15 protein-coding genes and 2 pseudogenes are annotated in these 12,651 nt (G+C 69.5%); 4 read left to right on the forward strand and 13 right to left on the reverse strand.

Annotated features, from left to right (window positions below):
• The first annotated feature begins 22 nt into the window (after positions 1 to 22).
• Positions 23 to 265, forward strand: a complete 243-nt coding sequence (locus ACFC8N_RS42415) for a helicase associated domain-containing protein (protein WP_376294966.1) — start codon at positions 23 to 25, stop codon at positions 263 to 265.
• Positions 266 to 321: 56 nt separating this feature from the next.
• On the opposite strand, the gene ACFC8N_RS42420 is transcribed toward ACFC8N_RS42415, so the two are convergent.
• The 4 genes from ACFC8N_RS42420 to ACFC8N_RS42435 all read right to left on the reverse strand — a co-directional run bounded on the left by ACFC8N_RS42420 (position 322) and on the right by ACFC8N_RS42435 (position 4,204).
• Positions 322 to 1,341 carry an NADPH:quinone reductase gene (locus ACFC8N_RS42420; RefSeq protein ID WP_376294968.1) on the reverse strand — a complete coding sequence of 340 codons (1,020 nt, stop codon included), beginning with the start codon at positions 1,339 to 1,341 and terminating at the stop codon, positions 322 to 324.
• Positions 1,342 to 1,366: 25 nt separating this feature from the next.
• Entirely contained in the window at positions 1,367 to 2,260 is an 894-nt protein-coding gene (locus tag ACFC8N_RS42425; RefSeq protein ID WP_376294970.1) for an aldo/keto reductase, read from the reverse strand.
• On the reverse strand, positions 2,257 to 2,814 hold the full coding sequence (locus ACFC8N_RS42430; protein ID WP_376294971.1) for a TetR/AcrR family transcriptional regulator: 558 nt from the start codon (positions 2,812 to 2,814) through the stop codon (positions 2,257 to 2,259). The genes ACFC8N_RS42425 and ACFC8N_RS42430 overlap by 4 nt, the downstream gene beginning before the upstream one ends.
• A gap of 865 nt (positions 2,815 to 3,679) precedes the next feature.
• Positions 3,680 to 4,204 (reverse strand): hypothetical protein, encoded by a 525-nt coding sequence (locus ACFC8N_RS42435; protein WP_376294973.1) that lies wholly within the window; start codon positions 4,202 to 4,204, stop codon positions 3,680 to 3,682.
• Between the two features lie 426 nt (positions 4,205 to 4,630).
• Here ACFC8N_RS42435 and ACFC8N_RS42440 point away from each other — a divergent pair, with 426 nt between their 5' ends.
• Complete coding sequence (locus ACFC8N_RS42440) at positions 4,631 to 5,080, forward strand: hypothetical protein (protein ID WP_376294974.1); 450 nt, start codon at positions 4,631 to 4,633, stop codon at positions 5,078 to 5,080.
• Positions 5,081 to 5,348: 268 nt separating this feature from the next.
• Positions 5,349 to 6,043, forward strand: a pseudogene (locus tag ACFC8N_RS42445) (SDR family NAD(P)-dependent oxidoreductase).
• 274 nt (positions 6,044 to 6,317) lie between these two features.
• On the opposite strand, the gene ACFC8N_RS42450 reads toward ACFC8N_RS42445, so the two are convergent.
• From ACFC8N_RS42450 to ACFC8N_RS42480, 7 genes are all read right to left on the reverse strand, one after another.
• Complete coding sequence (locus ACFC8N_RS42450) at positions 6,318 to 6,578, reverse strand: hypothetical protein (protein WP_376294975.1); 261 nt, start codon at positions 6,576 to 6,578, stop codon at positions 6,318 to 6,320.
• Entirely contained in the window at positions 6,575 to 6,880 is a 306-nt protein-coding gene (locus ACFC8N_RS42455; RefSeq protein WP_356040282.1) for a DUF6247 family protein, read from the reverse strand. The genes ACFC8N_RS42450 and ACFC8N_RS42455 overlap by 4 nt, the downstream gene beginning before the upstream one ends.
• Positions 6,881 to 7,422: 542 nt before the next feature.
• Positions 7,423 to 7,779 carry a hypothetical protein gene (locus ACFC8N_RS42460; RefSeq protein WP_376294977.1) on the reverse strand — a complete coding sequence of 119 codons (357 nt, stop codon included), beginning with the start codon at positions 7,777 to 7,779 and terminating at the stop codon, positions 7,423 to 7,425.
• Between the two features lie 278 nt (positions 7,780 to 8,057).
• Positions 8,058 to 9,209 carry a hypothetical protein gene (locus tag ACFC8N_RS42465; protein WP_376294978.1) on the reverse strand — a complete coding sequence of 384 codons (1,152 nt, stop codon included), beginning with the start codon at positions 9,207 to 9,209 and terminating at the stop codon, positions 8,058 to 8,060.
• Between the two features lie 355 nt (positions 9,210 to 9,564).
• Positions 9,565 to 9,705, reverse strand: coding sequence for a hypothetical protein (locus tag ACFC8N_RS42470; protein WP_376294980.1), 141 nt, complete (start codon positions 9,703 to 9,705; stop codon positions 9,565 to 9,567).
• A gap of 363 nt (positions 9,706 to 10,068) precedes the next feature.
• Positions 10,069 to 10,281, reverse strand: coding sequence for a glycosyltransferase (locus ACFC8N_RS42475; protein ID WP_376294982.1), 213 nt, complete (start codon positions 10,279 to 10,281; stop codon positions 10,069 to 10,071).
• A gap of 91 nt (positions 10,282 to 10,372) precedes the next feature.
• On the reverse strand, positions 10,373 to 10,687 hold the full coding sequence (locus ACFC8N_RS42480; protein WP_376294983.1) for a hypothetical protein: 315 nt from the start codon (positions 10,685 to 10,687) through the stop codon (positions 10,373 to 10,375).
• A gap of 40 nt (positions 10,688 to 10,727) precedes the next feature.
• Between ACFC8N_RS42480 and ACFC8N_RS42485 the strand changes: the two are divergent.
• Positions 10,728 to 10,997, forward strand: a pseudogene (locus ACFC8N_RS42485) (ISAzo13 family transposase); the annotation flags it as partial.
• Between the two features lie 120 nt (positions 10,998 to 11,117).
• Here ACFC8N_RS42485 and ACFC8N_RS42490 read toward each other — a convergent pair.
• Both ACFC8N_RS42490 and ACFC8N_RS42495 read right to left on the reverse strand, forming a co-directional pair.
• Positions 11,118 to 11,762: a response regulator transcription factor gene (locus ACFC8N_RS42490; protein ID WP_362823089.1), complete on the reverse strand. Its 645-nt coding sequence runs from the start codon at positions 11,760 to 11,762 to the stop codon at positions 11,118 to 11,120.
• Positions 11,759 to 12,616 (reverse strand): sensor histidine kinase, encoded by an 858-nt coding sequence (locus ACFC8N_RS42495; RefSeq protein ID WP_376294985.1) that lies wholly within the window; start codon positions 12,614 to 12,616, stop codon positions 11,759 to 11,761. Before ACFC8N_RS42495 ends, ACFC8N_RS42490 begins: the two co-directional genes overlap by 4 nt.
• Positions 12,617 to 12,651 lie beyond the last annotated feature (35 nt).

A 12,651-nucleotide genomic window follows, 5' to 3' on the forward strand; every position in this document is an offset into this window, starting at 1 on the left:
CCTGGACGCCGAGCTCACCGCCATGGACCCGTTGTGGTGCCTGGACTCCGACTGGAACCGCTCCTACCGCCGGATGCTCGGCTACCTCGCCGCCGGCGGCACCGTCGCCGGCCCGGTCAACCGCACCGGCCTGGGCGACGACGTGTCCTTCCGGCCCGGCGCGTGGCTGCGCAAGCAGGCGAAGGCCCGCACCGAAGGGAAGCTGACCGAGCAGCAGACTGCGCTCCTGGACGCACTTCACGCTGCCGAGGGCGCCGCCGGCTGATGGCGCCGGTCCGGGGCGGGATCTGCCGTCACGGCGAGGTGGGGCGTACTGTGGCGTCAGGACGTGATGTCCACCAGGACCTTGCCGACTGTGCCGCTCTCGACCGCTCGGTGCGCGTCGGCGGTGCGGTGGAGCGGAAAGCGGGTCAGTGGCAGGCCGTGTTCCTCGCCGACCGGCAGGGCGCCGTCGCGTACTGCGGCGGCGATGTCCTCGGCGGCCGCGGCGCGTGCCTGCGGACCGGCCGTGTAGAGCACCAGGAACTGGAGGCGTGTGTTGAGCACCAGATGGCGCGTCACGTCCAGTTCGACCGGCTTGCCGCCGTCGTTGGCGTAGGTAGCGATCGTGCCGCGCGCTCGCAGTACGGCCAGGTCCAGTGCGATGTTTGCGCCGAGCGCCACTTCGGCGACGATGTCGACGCCGTCCGGGGCGATCCTGCGGATCTCGGCGGCCGGGTCGCCCTCGCGGTAGTTGATCACGTGGTGGGCGCCGGCGGCGGTGGCCAGCCGGGCTTTCTCCGGGCTGCTGATCGTGCTGATCACGGTCGCGCCGGCCCAGCGGGCGAGCTGGATCACGGCGTGCCCGACCGCTCCGGCCCCGCCTGCGGCGAGCACCACCTTCCCGTCGAGTGTCCCGGGGCGCAGCCGACGCGGCCCGTCCTCGGCGACGGTGAGCGCGCGGTGCGCGGTCAGCGCGGGGACTCCGAGTGCGGCGCCGACGTCGAAGCTGACCTCATCGGGCAGCGGCACGGCCTGTTCGGCGGGCACGACGGTGAACTCGGCGGCGGTGCCGGTCGGCCGCCCGGCGGCGGCCATGAACAGCCAGACCCGCTGGCCGACCCGGCTCTGGTCGACTCCCGCACCGACGGCGTCGATTGTGCCGGCGCCGTCGAGGTGCGGGGTGACCTCGGAGAAGTGCTTGGGGTGGCCGGCGCCGGAGCGGGCCTGCAGGTCGGTCGGGTTGATCCCGGACACGGCTACCCGGACGCGGACCTCGCCGGGGCCGGGCACGGGCAGGTCGCGGTCGACGAGCCGGAGAACGTCGGGGCCGCCGTTGTCGCGGTAGACGATGGCTTTCATGATTCCGTTCTGGTCGGGGGGCTGGTCAGCCGATGGGGACTTCGGCGGAGCGGGACTCAATGGCGTCGAGGGTGGCCAGGGTGGCGGCGTCTAGAGTGATCCCGCCGACGGCCGTGTTGGCCTCCAGGTGAGCGGGGTCGGCGGTGCCGGGGATGAGCAGCACGTTGGGGGCGCGGTGCAGTAGCCAGGCGAGGCCGACCTGGGAGGGTGTGACGCCCAGGGATTCCGCGACGGCGTGCACCACCGGTTCGTCGGTCGCCTTGGGCAGGCCCGGGAAGGACCCGCCGAGGGGGAAGAACGGCACCCAGGCGAGGCCCTCGGCCGCGCACAGCCGCAGCATGTCCTCGTCGTCGCGTGAGACGAGGCTGTACGCGTTCTGCACGCAGGCGATACCGGCCGGCAGGGCACGGCGAAGGCCGTCGAGGGTGACGCTGCTCAGACCGATCGCGCCGATCTTGCCCTCGTCGCGCAGGGCGGTCATCACTTCGAGCTGGTCGTCGAGGTCGACCACCTGGTCGCCGTGCGGGCGCAGGCCGGGGCCGGAGTCGAGGCGGCGGAGGTTGACCACCGGGAGCCGGTCGACGCCGAGGCTGCGCAGGTTGTCCTCGACGCTGGCGCGAAGCTGTTCGGGACGCTGTGCGAGACGCAGTGGCAGAGGCCCGCCCGGGTCGGGGTCGGCACCGACCTTGGTGACGACCAGGACGCCGTCCTCGGAGCGCAGCGCCTCGCGGATGACCTGGTTGGCGAACCCGAAGCCGTAGAACTGGGCGGTATCCACGTGGTCGACGCCCAGCTCGACCGCGCGGCGCAGCAGGGCGACGGCCTCGCCGCGGCTGTGGTACAGGCCTTCGAGTTGCAGGGCGCCGTAGCCGACCCGGAAAACGGTGCGGCCGGCGAACGGAGCGGTCAGGGTGGTCATGGCGCGGTCTCCTCGGCCGGTGACTGCAGGGCGGTATACAGCAGTTGGGCCAGGTAGAGGCTCTGCACCCGGTGGGCGATCGGGGTGGCGCGCTCCTGAGCCTCGGCCGCCTCGAGGTGTTCGACCTTGACCAGCCAGGCGGTGACGCTGTCGTGCACCATCGCGCGCATCCGATCGATCGTGTCGACGACGATGCCGTGGATGGCCGGGTTGTTGGTCGCCTCGCCCCAGGTCTGCACGCCGACCCGGGCTTCGACCGGGTCGATGCCGGCGATCAGGCGGGCGAGCAGTTCGTCGGGGTCGGGCGGGGTGTCGCTCCCGGCGTACTCGCCGAGGACCTCCGCGCGCTTGGCGAGCACCGCGTGGGCCGAGGCCTGAACCAACTCGGCCTTGTTGCGGTAGTGGGCGTAGATCGAGCCCGTCGACAGGCCGGACTCGGCCGTGATGTCCGCGATCGAGGTCCGCTCCAGGCCGTTGCGGCTGAAGCAGCGTACGGCGGCCTCGGTGATCTGGGCGCGCCGGAGTTCCTTGCGTGCGTCGGTGAGTCGAGGCACCACACCTCCTGCAAAAAGAATCACGGTTCTGCTTGTGGCCTCACTATACAGAACCTCTGTTCTGTTTGCTGCGCGGCGGATGGCGGGGATCATGTTTCGGAGAAGACCTGCGGCCCGGCCCGGGCGTCCAGGGGGCGTGAGATCAGTCAGAGTGGCGCATCGTGAGGTTGCTGGTCACGGGTCCTGACATGGGGGCCGGAAGAGCTACTCGCGCTGGTTGTCGGCCAGTGTCCACGGCGAAGATCGTCTGACACGGCGTTCGGGGGCGTCCTCTGGTTCTGCTGCGCTTGCCGCGGCACCGCTTCTGCGATCCGCCACCGGGCAGGTACCGCCCGGAGAGCGGGGAGGGCGGCGTGGGGATGCGGGAGCTGGAGCGGATCACGGCTGCCGGAGTGAACTGGACACGCTCGCTGCGGAGTTGGCTATGCAGCTGCAGGAGGTCCAGGCCGAGCGAGAGTCGCTCGTGATCGCCGAGCGGGTCCTGAATCGGCTGGCCGAGCTGCCCTAGGAGGAAGGCTTGGGGCCGTCGTCGTGGCTCGGCCCGTACTCCTCGCACCACCGCGACCTGCGGACTCACACGATCACCGGGACTTTGAAATGCCCCTGACCTGTGCCCACCTTTCGCTAAGAACTCCCCACGCCGCCTATCTGCGCGAACTCTAACTCTCCGGTCACCGTGTCGATCGCGCACGCCACCACGCTGCGGGCATGCGCATCCAACCCGACGCTCGTACGCTCAGAAAACACCGGGCCTCCCGCAAATGTAGGCACTACCGGCCAGGCTGCGCCCGGTCGGCAACCCACGACAACTTGCGAGCGAGGCCCGGCCCACGACCGGCACCTACATACCGTCTAGCCCGAAGGATCAGGGATGGGTGAGGGTCAGGACCGCGGGGCCCGGGCCCAGGGCGGTGAGCCCGGGGGGATTCAGGCACTGCAGGGTGGTCGGCGTCACGAATGTCACCTGTTCGAGGGCGGTGTCGCCTGCGAACTCGCCGCTGGTGATGTCGCCTGTGAGGGTGACCGTGGTTTGGCCGGCGACGTTGTTGAGCGCGCGGTTGAAGGTGAAGGTGCTGGTCTGTCCGTTGCTCCAGTGGAAGACCCTGGCTCCAGTCCTCGGCGCCAGCAGGGTGGCGCAGGAAAGGGATGTGCTGAAGCTCTCCTGGTAGTTGCCGGTGGTGAGGCCCCTGTCGGAGGAGCTGCATGGTGCCAGGATGCCGGTGACATCGCCGTGGACGGTCTGCGGGATCAAGAGCAGTCCGGGGTCGTATCGGACGGTCTCGGTACCGGCACAGGTCACGTCCACCGTCGCGGCGTGCGCGGCCGGTGCGATCAGCGTGGCACTGGCAAGGCCGACAACCACGGCCGTGACGAGGGGGAGCTTGCGCATGAGCCATCCCTTTCGGTGAAGAGATGATGACACTGGGTTACCCTCCCCCGCTCTGGGCGTGGTCAATCCGCGGTGGGGCGTCAGCGCACTGTCTTGGGGGTCGTAGACCGCGATCGGCATGTTCACCGACCGGACCGGCACTCATCACGTCCGCCCGCCCGCACCCCGCCGACCGTCCACCGATACAACCGCTGGGCACCAGAGCACACGATCGTCGCCGCTGACCAGGCAGTTCGCTCAACTACCCCAGATAACCCGCGGGCCCAGGTCGTTGAGGACCCGCAAGCGACCACGACGGTCAGGCCACCGGCCGCGCCGTAGGCCCTGTGGTGGGGCGTTGACCGGCGTAGTAACGCGAACGAGGACCGATAATACCTAAGACCCGCCCACGACCCGACGTACGGCTACGACGACGACACGCGGACCGTGCGTGTCGGTCACCATGATCTGGCGCGGCTGCTGTTGATGTTCCGCTCGCTGATGCGCGACCAGAAACCGGGCTCGTGGGAGCACATGAGGGACTACGACCTGTCCTTCGAGCGCCTCGCGGACGCGGTCGACGCTGGTTCGCAGATCCGGCACGGCACGCGCTGGACGGGGCCTGCTCTGCGGATGCGCTGCACGACGACCGAGCCGGTCTACGACTGGCCCGACGGCGCCCCGTACGACGGGGAGGTGACGTTCAGCTGGAACGTGCCGGGCCACGGCTGGCAGGCCAGCGAGGACGACCAGGTCCAGCCGTACTCGAACACGGCGCTGTGCGGGTTCAACCGGGCGAAGGGCGACAGGCCGCGCCGGGTGGAGGGTCTGCCGGACTGTCCCGAGTGCCGGCGTGAGGTCCAGCTCGGTGCCGAACGGCCCCGCGGCCGGTGGTGACTACCGCGCGGCTAAGAACCTCTACCGAGATGATCTTCGAGATGGGGTGCCTCCGGCCTCATTGAGAGGGTGCTGACGGGTGTTGGTGCCCCGATGCGGACACGAGGTGGCCTAAACGGGTTCTACGGTGACCTCCAGATGTGCGCACAGTAACGAATCTGCCCACTCTCGTTACTTAGAGCAACTGCACGTATCGGCCTGCTCAGCGCGCTGCGGTAACCATCGAGGCCGGGCTCTCCACCACGGGCCGGTGCACAGGAGAAGGGCTGTGAGTACGACGACACTGATCACCGGGGCGAACAAGGGGCTGGGCTTCGAAACTGCCCGTCAACTCATCGCCGTCGGCCACACGGTCTGGGCCGGGGCCCGTACCCAGGAGAAGGCCGAGCAGGCCGCCAAGGAACTGGGTGCTCGCCCGCTGGTGGTGACGTCACCGACGATGCCTCCGTGCGCGCGGCGGCCGAGCTCGTCGAGAAGGAGTCCGGAGCCCTGGACGTGCTGGTGAACAACGCCGGGATCGCCGATCCGTCCGACGACGAAGAAGGGCTGACCGGCCCCGACACGACGGCCGTCCTGGACACCAATGTGGTCGGCGTCGTCCGGATGATGCACGCCTTCGTGCCCCTGCTGCAGCGTGGGCGCGGCATCGTGGTCAACGTCGGCAGTGGCCTCGGCTCGTTCGGCCGCACCACCGACCCCGAACGGATGGAGGGCCAGTTCGCCTCGCCCGCCTACCACGCCTCCAAGGCGGCGGTGTCAATGCTCACCGTCCAGTACGCCCGGCAGTACCCCGAATTGCGGGTCAACGTCGTCGATCCCGGCTTCACCGCCACCGACCTCAACGGCCACACCGGCATCCAGACCGTCGCCGAGGGAGCCGAGGCCATCGTGCGCGCCGCCCAGCTAACTCCGGACGGCCCCACCGCCACCTTCACCGACCGGCACGGCAGCGTCCCCTGGTAGGCGTCCACAGCAACAGTTCGCGCAGGCGGCCTCACCACGGGGCCGCCATCGCAACCGGGGCATTCCGCCGGGCGGCAACCAGCCGCCTCCAGCAGATGAGCGCGCATCCAAGGGTGAGGAATGCTGCATGGATGTCGTCACGGATCTCCCATCGAATCCGCAGGCGACGGAACCAGTGCAGATGAGCGAAGGCCCGTTCCCGGCCGTGGCTACGATACGAAACGCCCTGACCCCGGCAGTTGCGATGCCGGGATCAGGGCTCCTGCACCGGTGGCTATCCGAGCCAGGTGATGGTGAGGACGGACAGGCGGCGCAGGGGCCGGTTCACCCAGTAGGTGAGGGAGAGCTGGCCGACGGAGGCGTGGCGGACGTCTTCGCCCTCGGGGTCCTCCGCGTGCCACTGCCGAAAGCCCCACGGGTCGCCGGCGGCGGCGTCCAGGACGTCCCACACCATGTCTTCGACGTGCTCGGGCAGGGTGTCGAGGACCTTCGCGGCCAGGGCGGAGAAGCGGACCGCGTACGGCTGTTCGGTCACCGGCGCCGCCCGCGAAGCTCCGCCATCTCGATGAACTCGCTGTCGTCGTAGCCGGAGGCGACGAACGCGTCGACCGCCGGGGCGGAGGCAAGGCGGCCCTGCCACTCCTGGACGACCGCGTACAGCCCACCGAGGGAGAACGTGCGCCGCGATTCCTCGAGCGCGGCCGCCCACTCCCGCTCGAAAGCCGGCACCCACGTGCCCGCGCGCCGGTCGGCGCGCAGCTGCGCGAGCAGCTCGGCCGGCGCCCCGGGCGCGGGGGCGTACGGCGTGACGGGGGCGTGGTCGGGCTGCGCGCTCATCTGGTCCTCCCGGCGGGTCCTCCCCTCACGGTACGCGCGCCGGGTCGCCCTGGATGCGCGCATGGGGCAGATCCCTTCTACTGGGTCATGGAGCGGGCGACGGCCTGGACGTCCCGCTGCGCGAGCACGTCCAGGCCATTCCGCGTGGCAGTGACGTAGTCGAGCAGACCAGCCACCGCGCGGCCCCGGTCGCTCGCCTCCCGGCGGGGCAGCTCGCGGAAGCGTACGCGGATCCGGATCTTGGTGCGTTTGACCTGAGGTTTCTGGAGGACGGCGTAGAGGTTCGGCGGTCGCTTGCAGCCTGCTGGGGCGTGCGTTTCGAGTGTGCGGCACCGGTGCGTCCGTTCCGGTGACCCAAGGGCGGGGAGAGCTTCGCGGGCTGGTACTTCTGTGCGACGACCGGCGGGGACATCGGCTACGAGTCGCGGCTGGAGCGGGACCGGCTGATCCTCTGATCCTTCGGGACGCCGATCCGCAGGTGACGAGGATCGCGTCGCAGCCGTTCAGGTGGTGCGGTCCGGGCTGGGGGTGAGGTCGACCTGCTACGTCGCCTCCTCGACACCAGCCGCGACCTCGGGATGGACGGTTCGTGCCAGGAAGGCGAGCAGCACCTCGTCCGGTCCGTCGGAGAGCTCCAACCGAGAATCCTCGAAGATCCAGTCGTCGGGCAGGTCGTAGTTGTTAATCCGGTGCTGCTGGATGTCAGCGCGGACAGTCGGGAGCCGACCGTTCTCGGACGTAGGTTGGTCCAGGTCATAGAGGTCCTCCAGGAACGTGACCTCGTCCAATCTCCCCCACCAGGGGCTCGATATCCCGCGCAGGCAGTTGAAGATCTCGTACCGCGTCACCGCTGTGATCGATGGCTGCGGGTGTGTCGGGGCGGGGTCACTGGACGTCATGTTTCCAGGATGAAGGGCAGGGCGGCCACGTACCGGCCGACCGGGACTTTCCCCTCCCAGACGAGACATCAGGCAGAGAGCCGCGCAGGATCACCGCCCGCGAGACACCACCACCGCGCCGGCGAGGACGGCCCGCTCGTACGGCAACGGGACACGGGGTATCTCCCACTCCTCCGGCTCCGGGTACGAAGGCCGGGGGCGCGGCCGACGTGCCCAGTCGGCCAGGGGCTGCCGGTCACGGTCCGGTGCGGCGGTCGGCGAACGTCGCGCGGTGGCCGCTACGCCGTGGTGTGGCGGCGCCTGCGGACGACGTACACACCGAGCGCGGTGAGGACCAGCAGGCCACCGGACACGCCGAGCCAGCCGGTGCCTGGGCCCGCGGTGACGCTGCGCTTGGCGACCGGACGACCAGCGACGATCAACTGGCCGGTCCTCTTCACCCGGCCGTGGTGCGCGACCACGGTGACCGGATACGTGCCGGGCGTTAGACCGGTGCGAACGGTGGCCATGGCGTAGTAGCGCGGGTCGTCGCCGTCCGCGGCCTTGGTGTCATCGCGCCTGAGGTTGACCGGTCGGGTGAACGCCGGGGAGGTGGCGGAAAGCCGGTTCTCCTCGCCGGGGTCCGGGTACGTGTCCTTCCACAGCACGTAGACCCTTCCTCCGGCGCGGACCCGGTAGCCGTGCTCGCGGGCGGTGTCGAGGTCGAACGTCGGGGAGAAGACCGGACCGCGGGCCTTGCCCAGATAGTCGCTGTCACCCGGCCGTGCCGCCCGTACCGTGAGGGACTTCTCGGCGACCCGGCGGCCATCCGGTCCGTACAGGTCGAAGGCGTACGTACCGTCCTTCACGTCCGGGCGGAGGTACGGCCGGCCGGTGAACAGGCGGGGGGTGTAGTGGTCGTACTGGTTGTCGTGAACGAGCCGGACCGGATCGGCCAGTGCGGTGGAACGCACGGTGAAGCCGGTACCGGACTCTCCCGGGTACAGGTCGTCGAACTCCGTGTCGATCTGCTCCCCCGGCCGGGCGGCTGTGCCGTAGAGAGCCTGCACCTCGAACGACGGACGCTGGGACGGCAGGACCCGTATCTTGTTCCGGGCCACGACACGGTCACCAATCTTCGCGACGAGCGGATACACACCCGGCTTGGCGGACATGGCCAGCGTGGCCACCGCGTCGAAGCCACCGTGGTCGTCGGACCACTTCAAGGCGACCGGGCCGGAGAACGCCGACGAGATGGCGGTCACGGCCTTCGATCCCCGCGGCACCCACTCCAGGGACAGATCCACGACTTGCCCGGGGCGGGCCCAGTCGCTGCCGAACATCTCCACGTCGAGCTTCGGACCGGAAGCGGCGAACGCGGTCCCCGTCGAGACACAGCCACTCAGCAGGATCCCCGACACCAGCGCGGCCACCCGCCTGGACCACCCCATCGCGCTCCCCTGCTCGTCGTGACGGCTCCGGCTCCCCGCCGACGGCCCGTCGAACACGTAGACGTATATACGGGACAGTTGGTTGTCCGCCGGACACAGCAGGCGCACAGTCCGTGGCCCGCAGCCTCAGTGAGGCGGCGGGCCACAACGGATACGGCGAACCGGGCGGTCAGTCCACCAGGTCGACCGCGCAGGCCGAGATGGCGCCGATCTCCTCGGCGATCTCGGCCAGCACCGGCTGTGGGATGCAGTCGTCCACGATCAGTGGGGCCAGCCCGGCTGCCTCGCCGTCGCCGCGAGCGCACCGTACAAGTGATGGATGGGTTGCCGGGCTACGGGCGGGTGGATGCGTGCGTCACCTCGTGCCGTGCTCCTGTGGCCACTGTCCGGTGATCTTGCCGTCGGGCGTCAGGGTGAACCGGGTTCCGTCCATATCCGTCGTGGCACTGGCTCTCGTGCCGTACGCCTTCATGGTGAAGTCCTCCGCTTTGCCCATGTACACGTGTGTCGGCGGCGGCTGAACGCAGGGTTCGGCCGTCGTCGAGACACGTGCGCCTCAGCGGCGTTGCTCCACGAGTTGGCCCTCTCGACGACGGCCGAACCCTGACCCTCTGACGGCTGGGCTACGCGATGGGTGAGCTGCACGATGCCGCGCTGGTCAGCGCCGCCCTGCAGATGGCGATCGCGACCCGAGGCGGCCAGGTGGACGGCGTCATCTTCCACACGGACCGCGGCAGCGAAGGCCGAATACACATCTGGGGCGTTCCAGCAGCTGTGCGGCCGCCGGGGCGTGGTGCAGTCGATGGGGCGGGTCGGGTCGGCCCTGGACAATGCCGCTGCGGAGTCGTTCCACTCAGCGTCACGCCGCGGTCCACGCCCTGTTCAGCAAAGGAGACTCGGCGGCGAGATTGTCGGCGACCTCGCCGGTGCCGTCGGGTGAGTTGTCGTCGACCACGAGCAGATGAAGGTTCGGCACCGGCAGGTCCGCGAGCAGGCCGGCCAAGACGGGCAGGTTGTCCCGCTCGTTGTAGGTCGGCACGACGACAACGACCTTCGGGAACACGGCGGTCATCGGCAACTCCTGGGTCAGGGGTCGGGAACGGTTCAGCGGTTACCGGCGCTCGGCGGTCGCGGAGCGCTGATCGCACTCCAATGGCTGGGGTCTACGCCCTCTTGTGCCGTAGGTCGTGGCCGGTGCTGATGGCCGTGGCGGCCAGGAGGCCCAGTGCCGTGCTCTCGGCCAGGGACCCTGGATGAGGAGCGGTCCGGACCATGGCGAGGAGGTTCTGGCTCGCGGCGAGGGTCAGTCCGGTTCCGATGTGCAGCAGGGCCGTGGACAGCCGGCGTGTGGTCGGCAGGGCGGCGGTTCGGGCGACGCGGGCGACGAGGACGCATAGGCGGAGTGCGACGAATCCGAGCGTGAGCCAGTAGGAGGTGACCGCGGCTGTGTCGGCGAAGCCGGTGAGGTGTTCGGCCATGCCGCTCCATGCCGTCAGGCACAGGGCGACGACCGCGGCGGGACGACGTCCTTGCCTCACCCTCGTAGACCGCCTCCTGGCCACGATCCTGTACCAGAGGTACAAGCTCCCCCAGATCGTCATCGCCCCGCTCTTCACCGTGACACCCGTGACCCTCAGCCGGGCCATCGGCCAAACCCGCCGGCTCCTCCACGACATCGGACACGCCATCGAACCCGCCGAGACGCAACTGACCACCCTCGACGACCTCACCGACCTCACAACACACCTCGGCATCCCCAAACCGGAGATCAAGACGGCGAGTTATTGATCGGCAAGCCCTAAAATACCCAGCCTTGGGGCATGGCCCGTACTGACGGTGGCCGGGTCGATGTTTGGGTTGGCGTCGGAGCCGAACGTCCGCGGCAGTGCGGGCAGACCTGGCGTTGTGTCAGGCCAGGTTGGCGTTGTGGGTGAGGATCGCCACCTGGGTGCGGTTGGCGGCGTCGAGTTTGGTCATGATGCGGCCGATGTGGACTTTCACCGTGGACTGGCTCATATAGAGGTGGCGCGCGATCTCCGCGTTGCTCATGCCCTGGGCGACCGCCACTGCGACCTCGCGTTCACGTGGGGTGAGGGCCTCCAGCCGGGACCTCGCCGCCTGGGCGGGGGCGCGGGAGGAGAACTCGGTGAGCAGCTTGGTGGTGATCTTCGGCGAGAGCATTGCCTCGCCCTGCGCCAGGACGTGGACTGCGCGGGCGAGTTCGCGGGGTGGGGTGTCCTTGAGTAGAAAACCCGCCGCGCCGTTCTGCAGGGCGGTGTAGACGTACTCGTCGAGGTCGAAGGTGGTGAGGACGGCCACGGCCGGGGCTTCGGGCAGCGCGGTGATACGCCGGGTCACCTCTAGTCCGTCGACGCGGGGCATCTGGATGTCGGTGAGCACCACATCCGGGCGGTGGCGGGCGACGAGGTCCGTGACGGCCGATCCATCGCCGCTCTCGGCGACGACCTCGATCTCCGGGTCCGCGTCCAGGATGAGCCGGATGCCTTCGCGTACCAGCTCCTCGTCGTCCAGCAGAACCACCTTGACGCTCACGCCGCAACCTCATCCGCACCCAGGGGGAATACCGCCCGGACACGGTACCCGCCGTCGTCGGTCCCGCCCGTGTGCAGTGTTCCCCCGGCCAGGGTGACGCGCTCCCGCATACCGATCAGCCCGTAACCGGATCCCGGGACGGCGAAGGTGTGGCTGCCGGCCCCGCGCCGGTTGGTGACGGTGACCTCGAGTCGGTCCTCCGCCACGTTGAGCGTGACGCGTATCGCCGCGTGCGGGGCGTGCTTGGTGGCATTGGTCAGGGCCTCCTGGACCACGCGGTAGGCGGCCCGGCCCACGGCTCCGGAGACCTCCGGGAGCGGATCGGGTAGGTCCGCCTGGAGGTTCGCACCTGCCGCGGCGGTGTCCTCCACCAGCGTGGCGATGCCGTCCAGGGTGGGCGACCCTGAACCGGAGTCCATGGGTTGGTGGACCCTCAGAACCTTGAGCGCCTCACGGAGTTCGGACAGAGCGCTGGCGCTGGTACGGCGGATCACCTCGGCGATCTGTGCCGTCCGATCGTCCGGAGCGCTCACCGATAGGCCGCCGGCCTGCAGGGAGATCACGCTGACCCGGTGCGCGACCACATCGTGCATCTCCCTTGCTATACGACGCCGTTCCGCCTCGACCGCGCGTTCGGCGAGCAGATCCCGCTCGCGTTCCGCCTGCTCGGCCCGGTCCCGCAGACTGGCGAGCAGTGCACCCCGCTGGAACACCCACAGTCCCAGCAGCACCGAGGCTGCCACGGCGAGCAGTGGGATGACCACGACGTACGCGAGCCGGTCCGCACTTCCGGCGCCCTCTCTGTCAGCCTTGGGTGAGACGTCCCGCTTCGTCGGGTTAGCCTGAGAGGGCACGACAGGAGAACCACCCCCTCATGACCAGAACCACC

This window comes from Streptomyces sp. NPDC055966, from assembly GCF_042269865.1.
GTDB lineage: Bacteria > Actinomycetota > Actinomycetes > Streptomycetales > Streptomycetaceae > Streptomyces.

Excerpts from the sequence above, each read along its gene's own strand:
- ACFC8N_RS42420 (WP_376294968.1), bottom strand. The coding sequence starts at position 1,341 with ATGAAAGCCATCGTCTACCGCGACAACGGCGGCCCCGACGTTCTCCGG.
- ACFC8N_RS42460 (WP_376294977.1), bottom strand. The coding sequence starts at position 7,779 with ATGACGTCCAGTGACCCCGCCCCGACACACCCGCAGCCATCGATCACA.
- ACFC8N_RS42475 (WP_376294982.1), bottom strand. The coding sequence starts at position 10,281 with ATGACCGCCGTGTTCCCGAAGGTCGTTGTCGTCGTGCCGACCTACAAC.
- ACFC8N_RS42415 (WP_376294966.1), top strand. The coding sequence starts at position 23 with ATGGACCCGTTGTGGTGCCTGGACTCCGACTGGAACCGCTCCTACCGC.
- ACFC8N_RS42455 (WP_356040282.1), bottom strand. The coding sequence starts at position 6,880 with ATGAGCGCGCAGCCCGACCACGCCCCCGTCACGCCGTACGCCCCCGCG.
- ACFC8N_RS42470 (WP_376294980.1), bottom strand. The coding sequence starts at position 9,705 with ATGGGCAAAGCGGAGGACTTCACCATGAAGGCGTACGGCACGAGAGCC.
- ACFC8N_RS42435 (WP_376294973.1), bottom strand. The coding sequence starts at position 4,204 with ATGCGCAAGCTCCCCCTCGTCACGGCCGTGGTTGTCGGCCTTGCCAGT.
- ACFC8N_RS42465 (WP_376294978.1), bottom strand. The coding sequence starts at position 9,209 with ATGGGGTGGTCCAGGCGGGTGGCCGCGCTGGTGTCGGGGATCCTGCTG.
- ACFC8N_RS42480 (WP_376294983.1), bottom strand. The coding sequence starts at position 10,687 with ATGGCCGAACACCTCACCGGCTTCGCCGACACAGCCGCGGTCACCTCC.
- ACFC8N_RS42425 (WP_376294970.1), bottom strand. The coding sequence starts at position 2,260 with ATGACCACCCTGACCGCTCCGTTCGCCGGCCGCACCGTTTTCCGGGTC.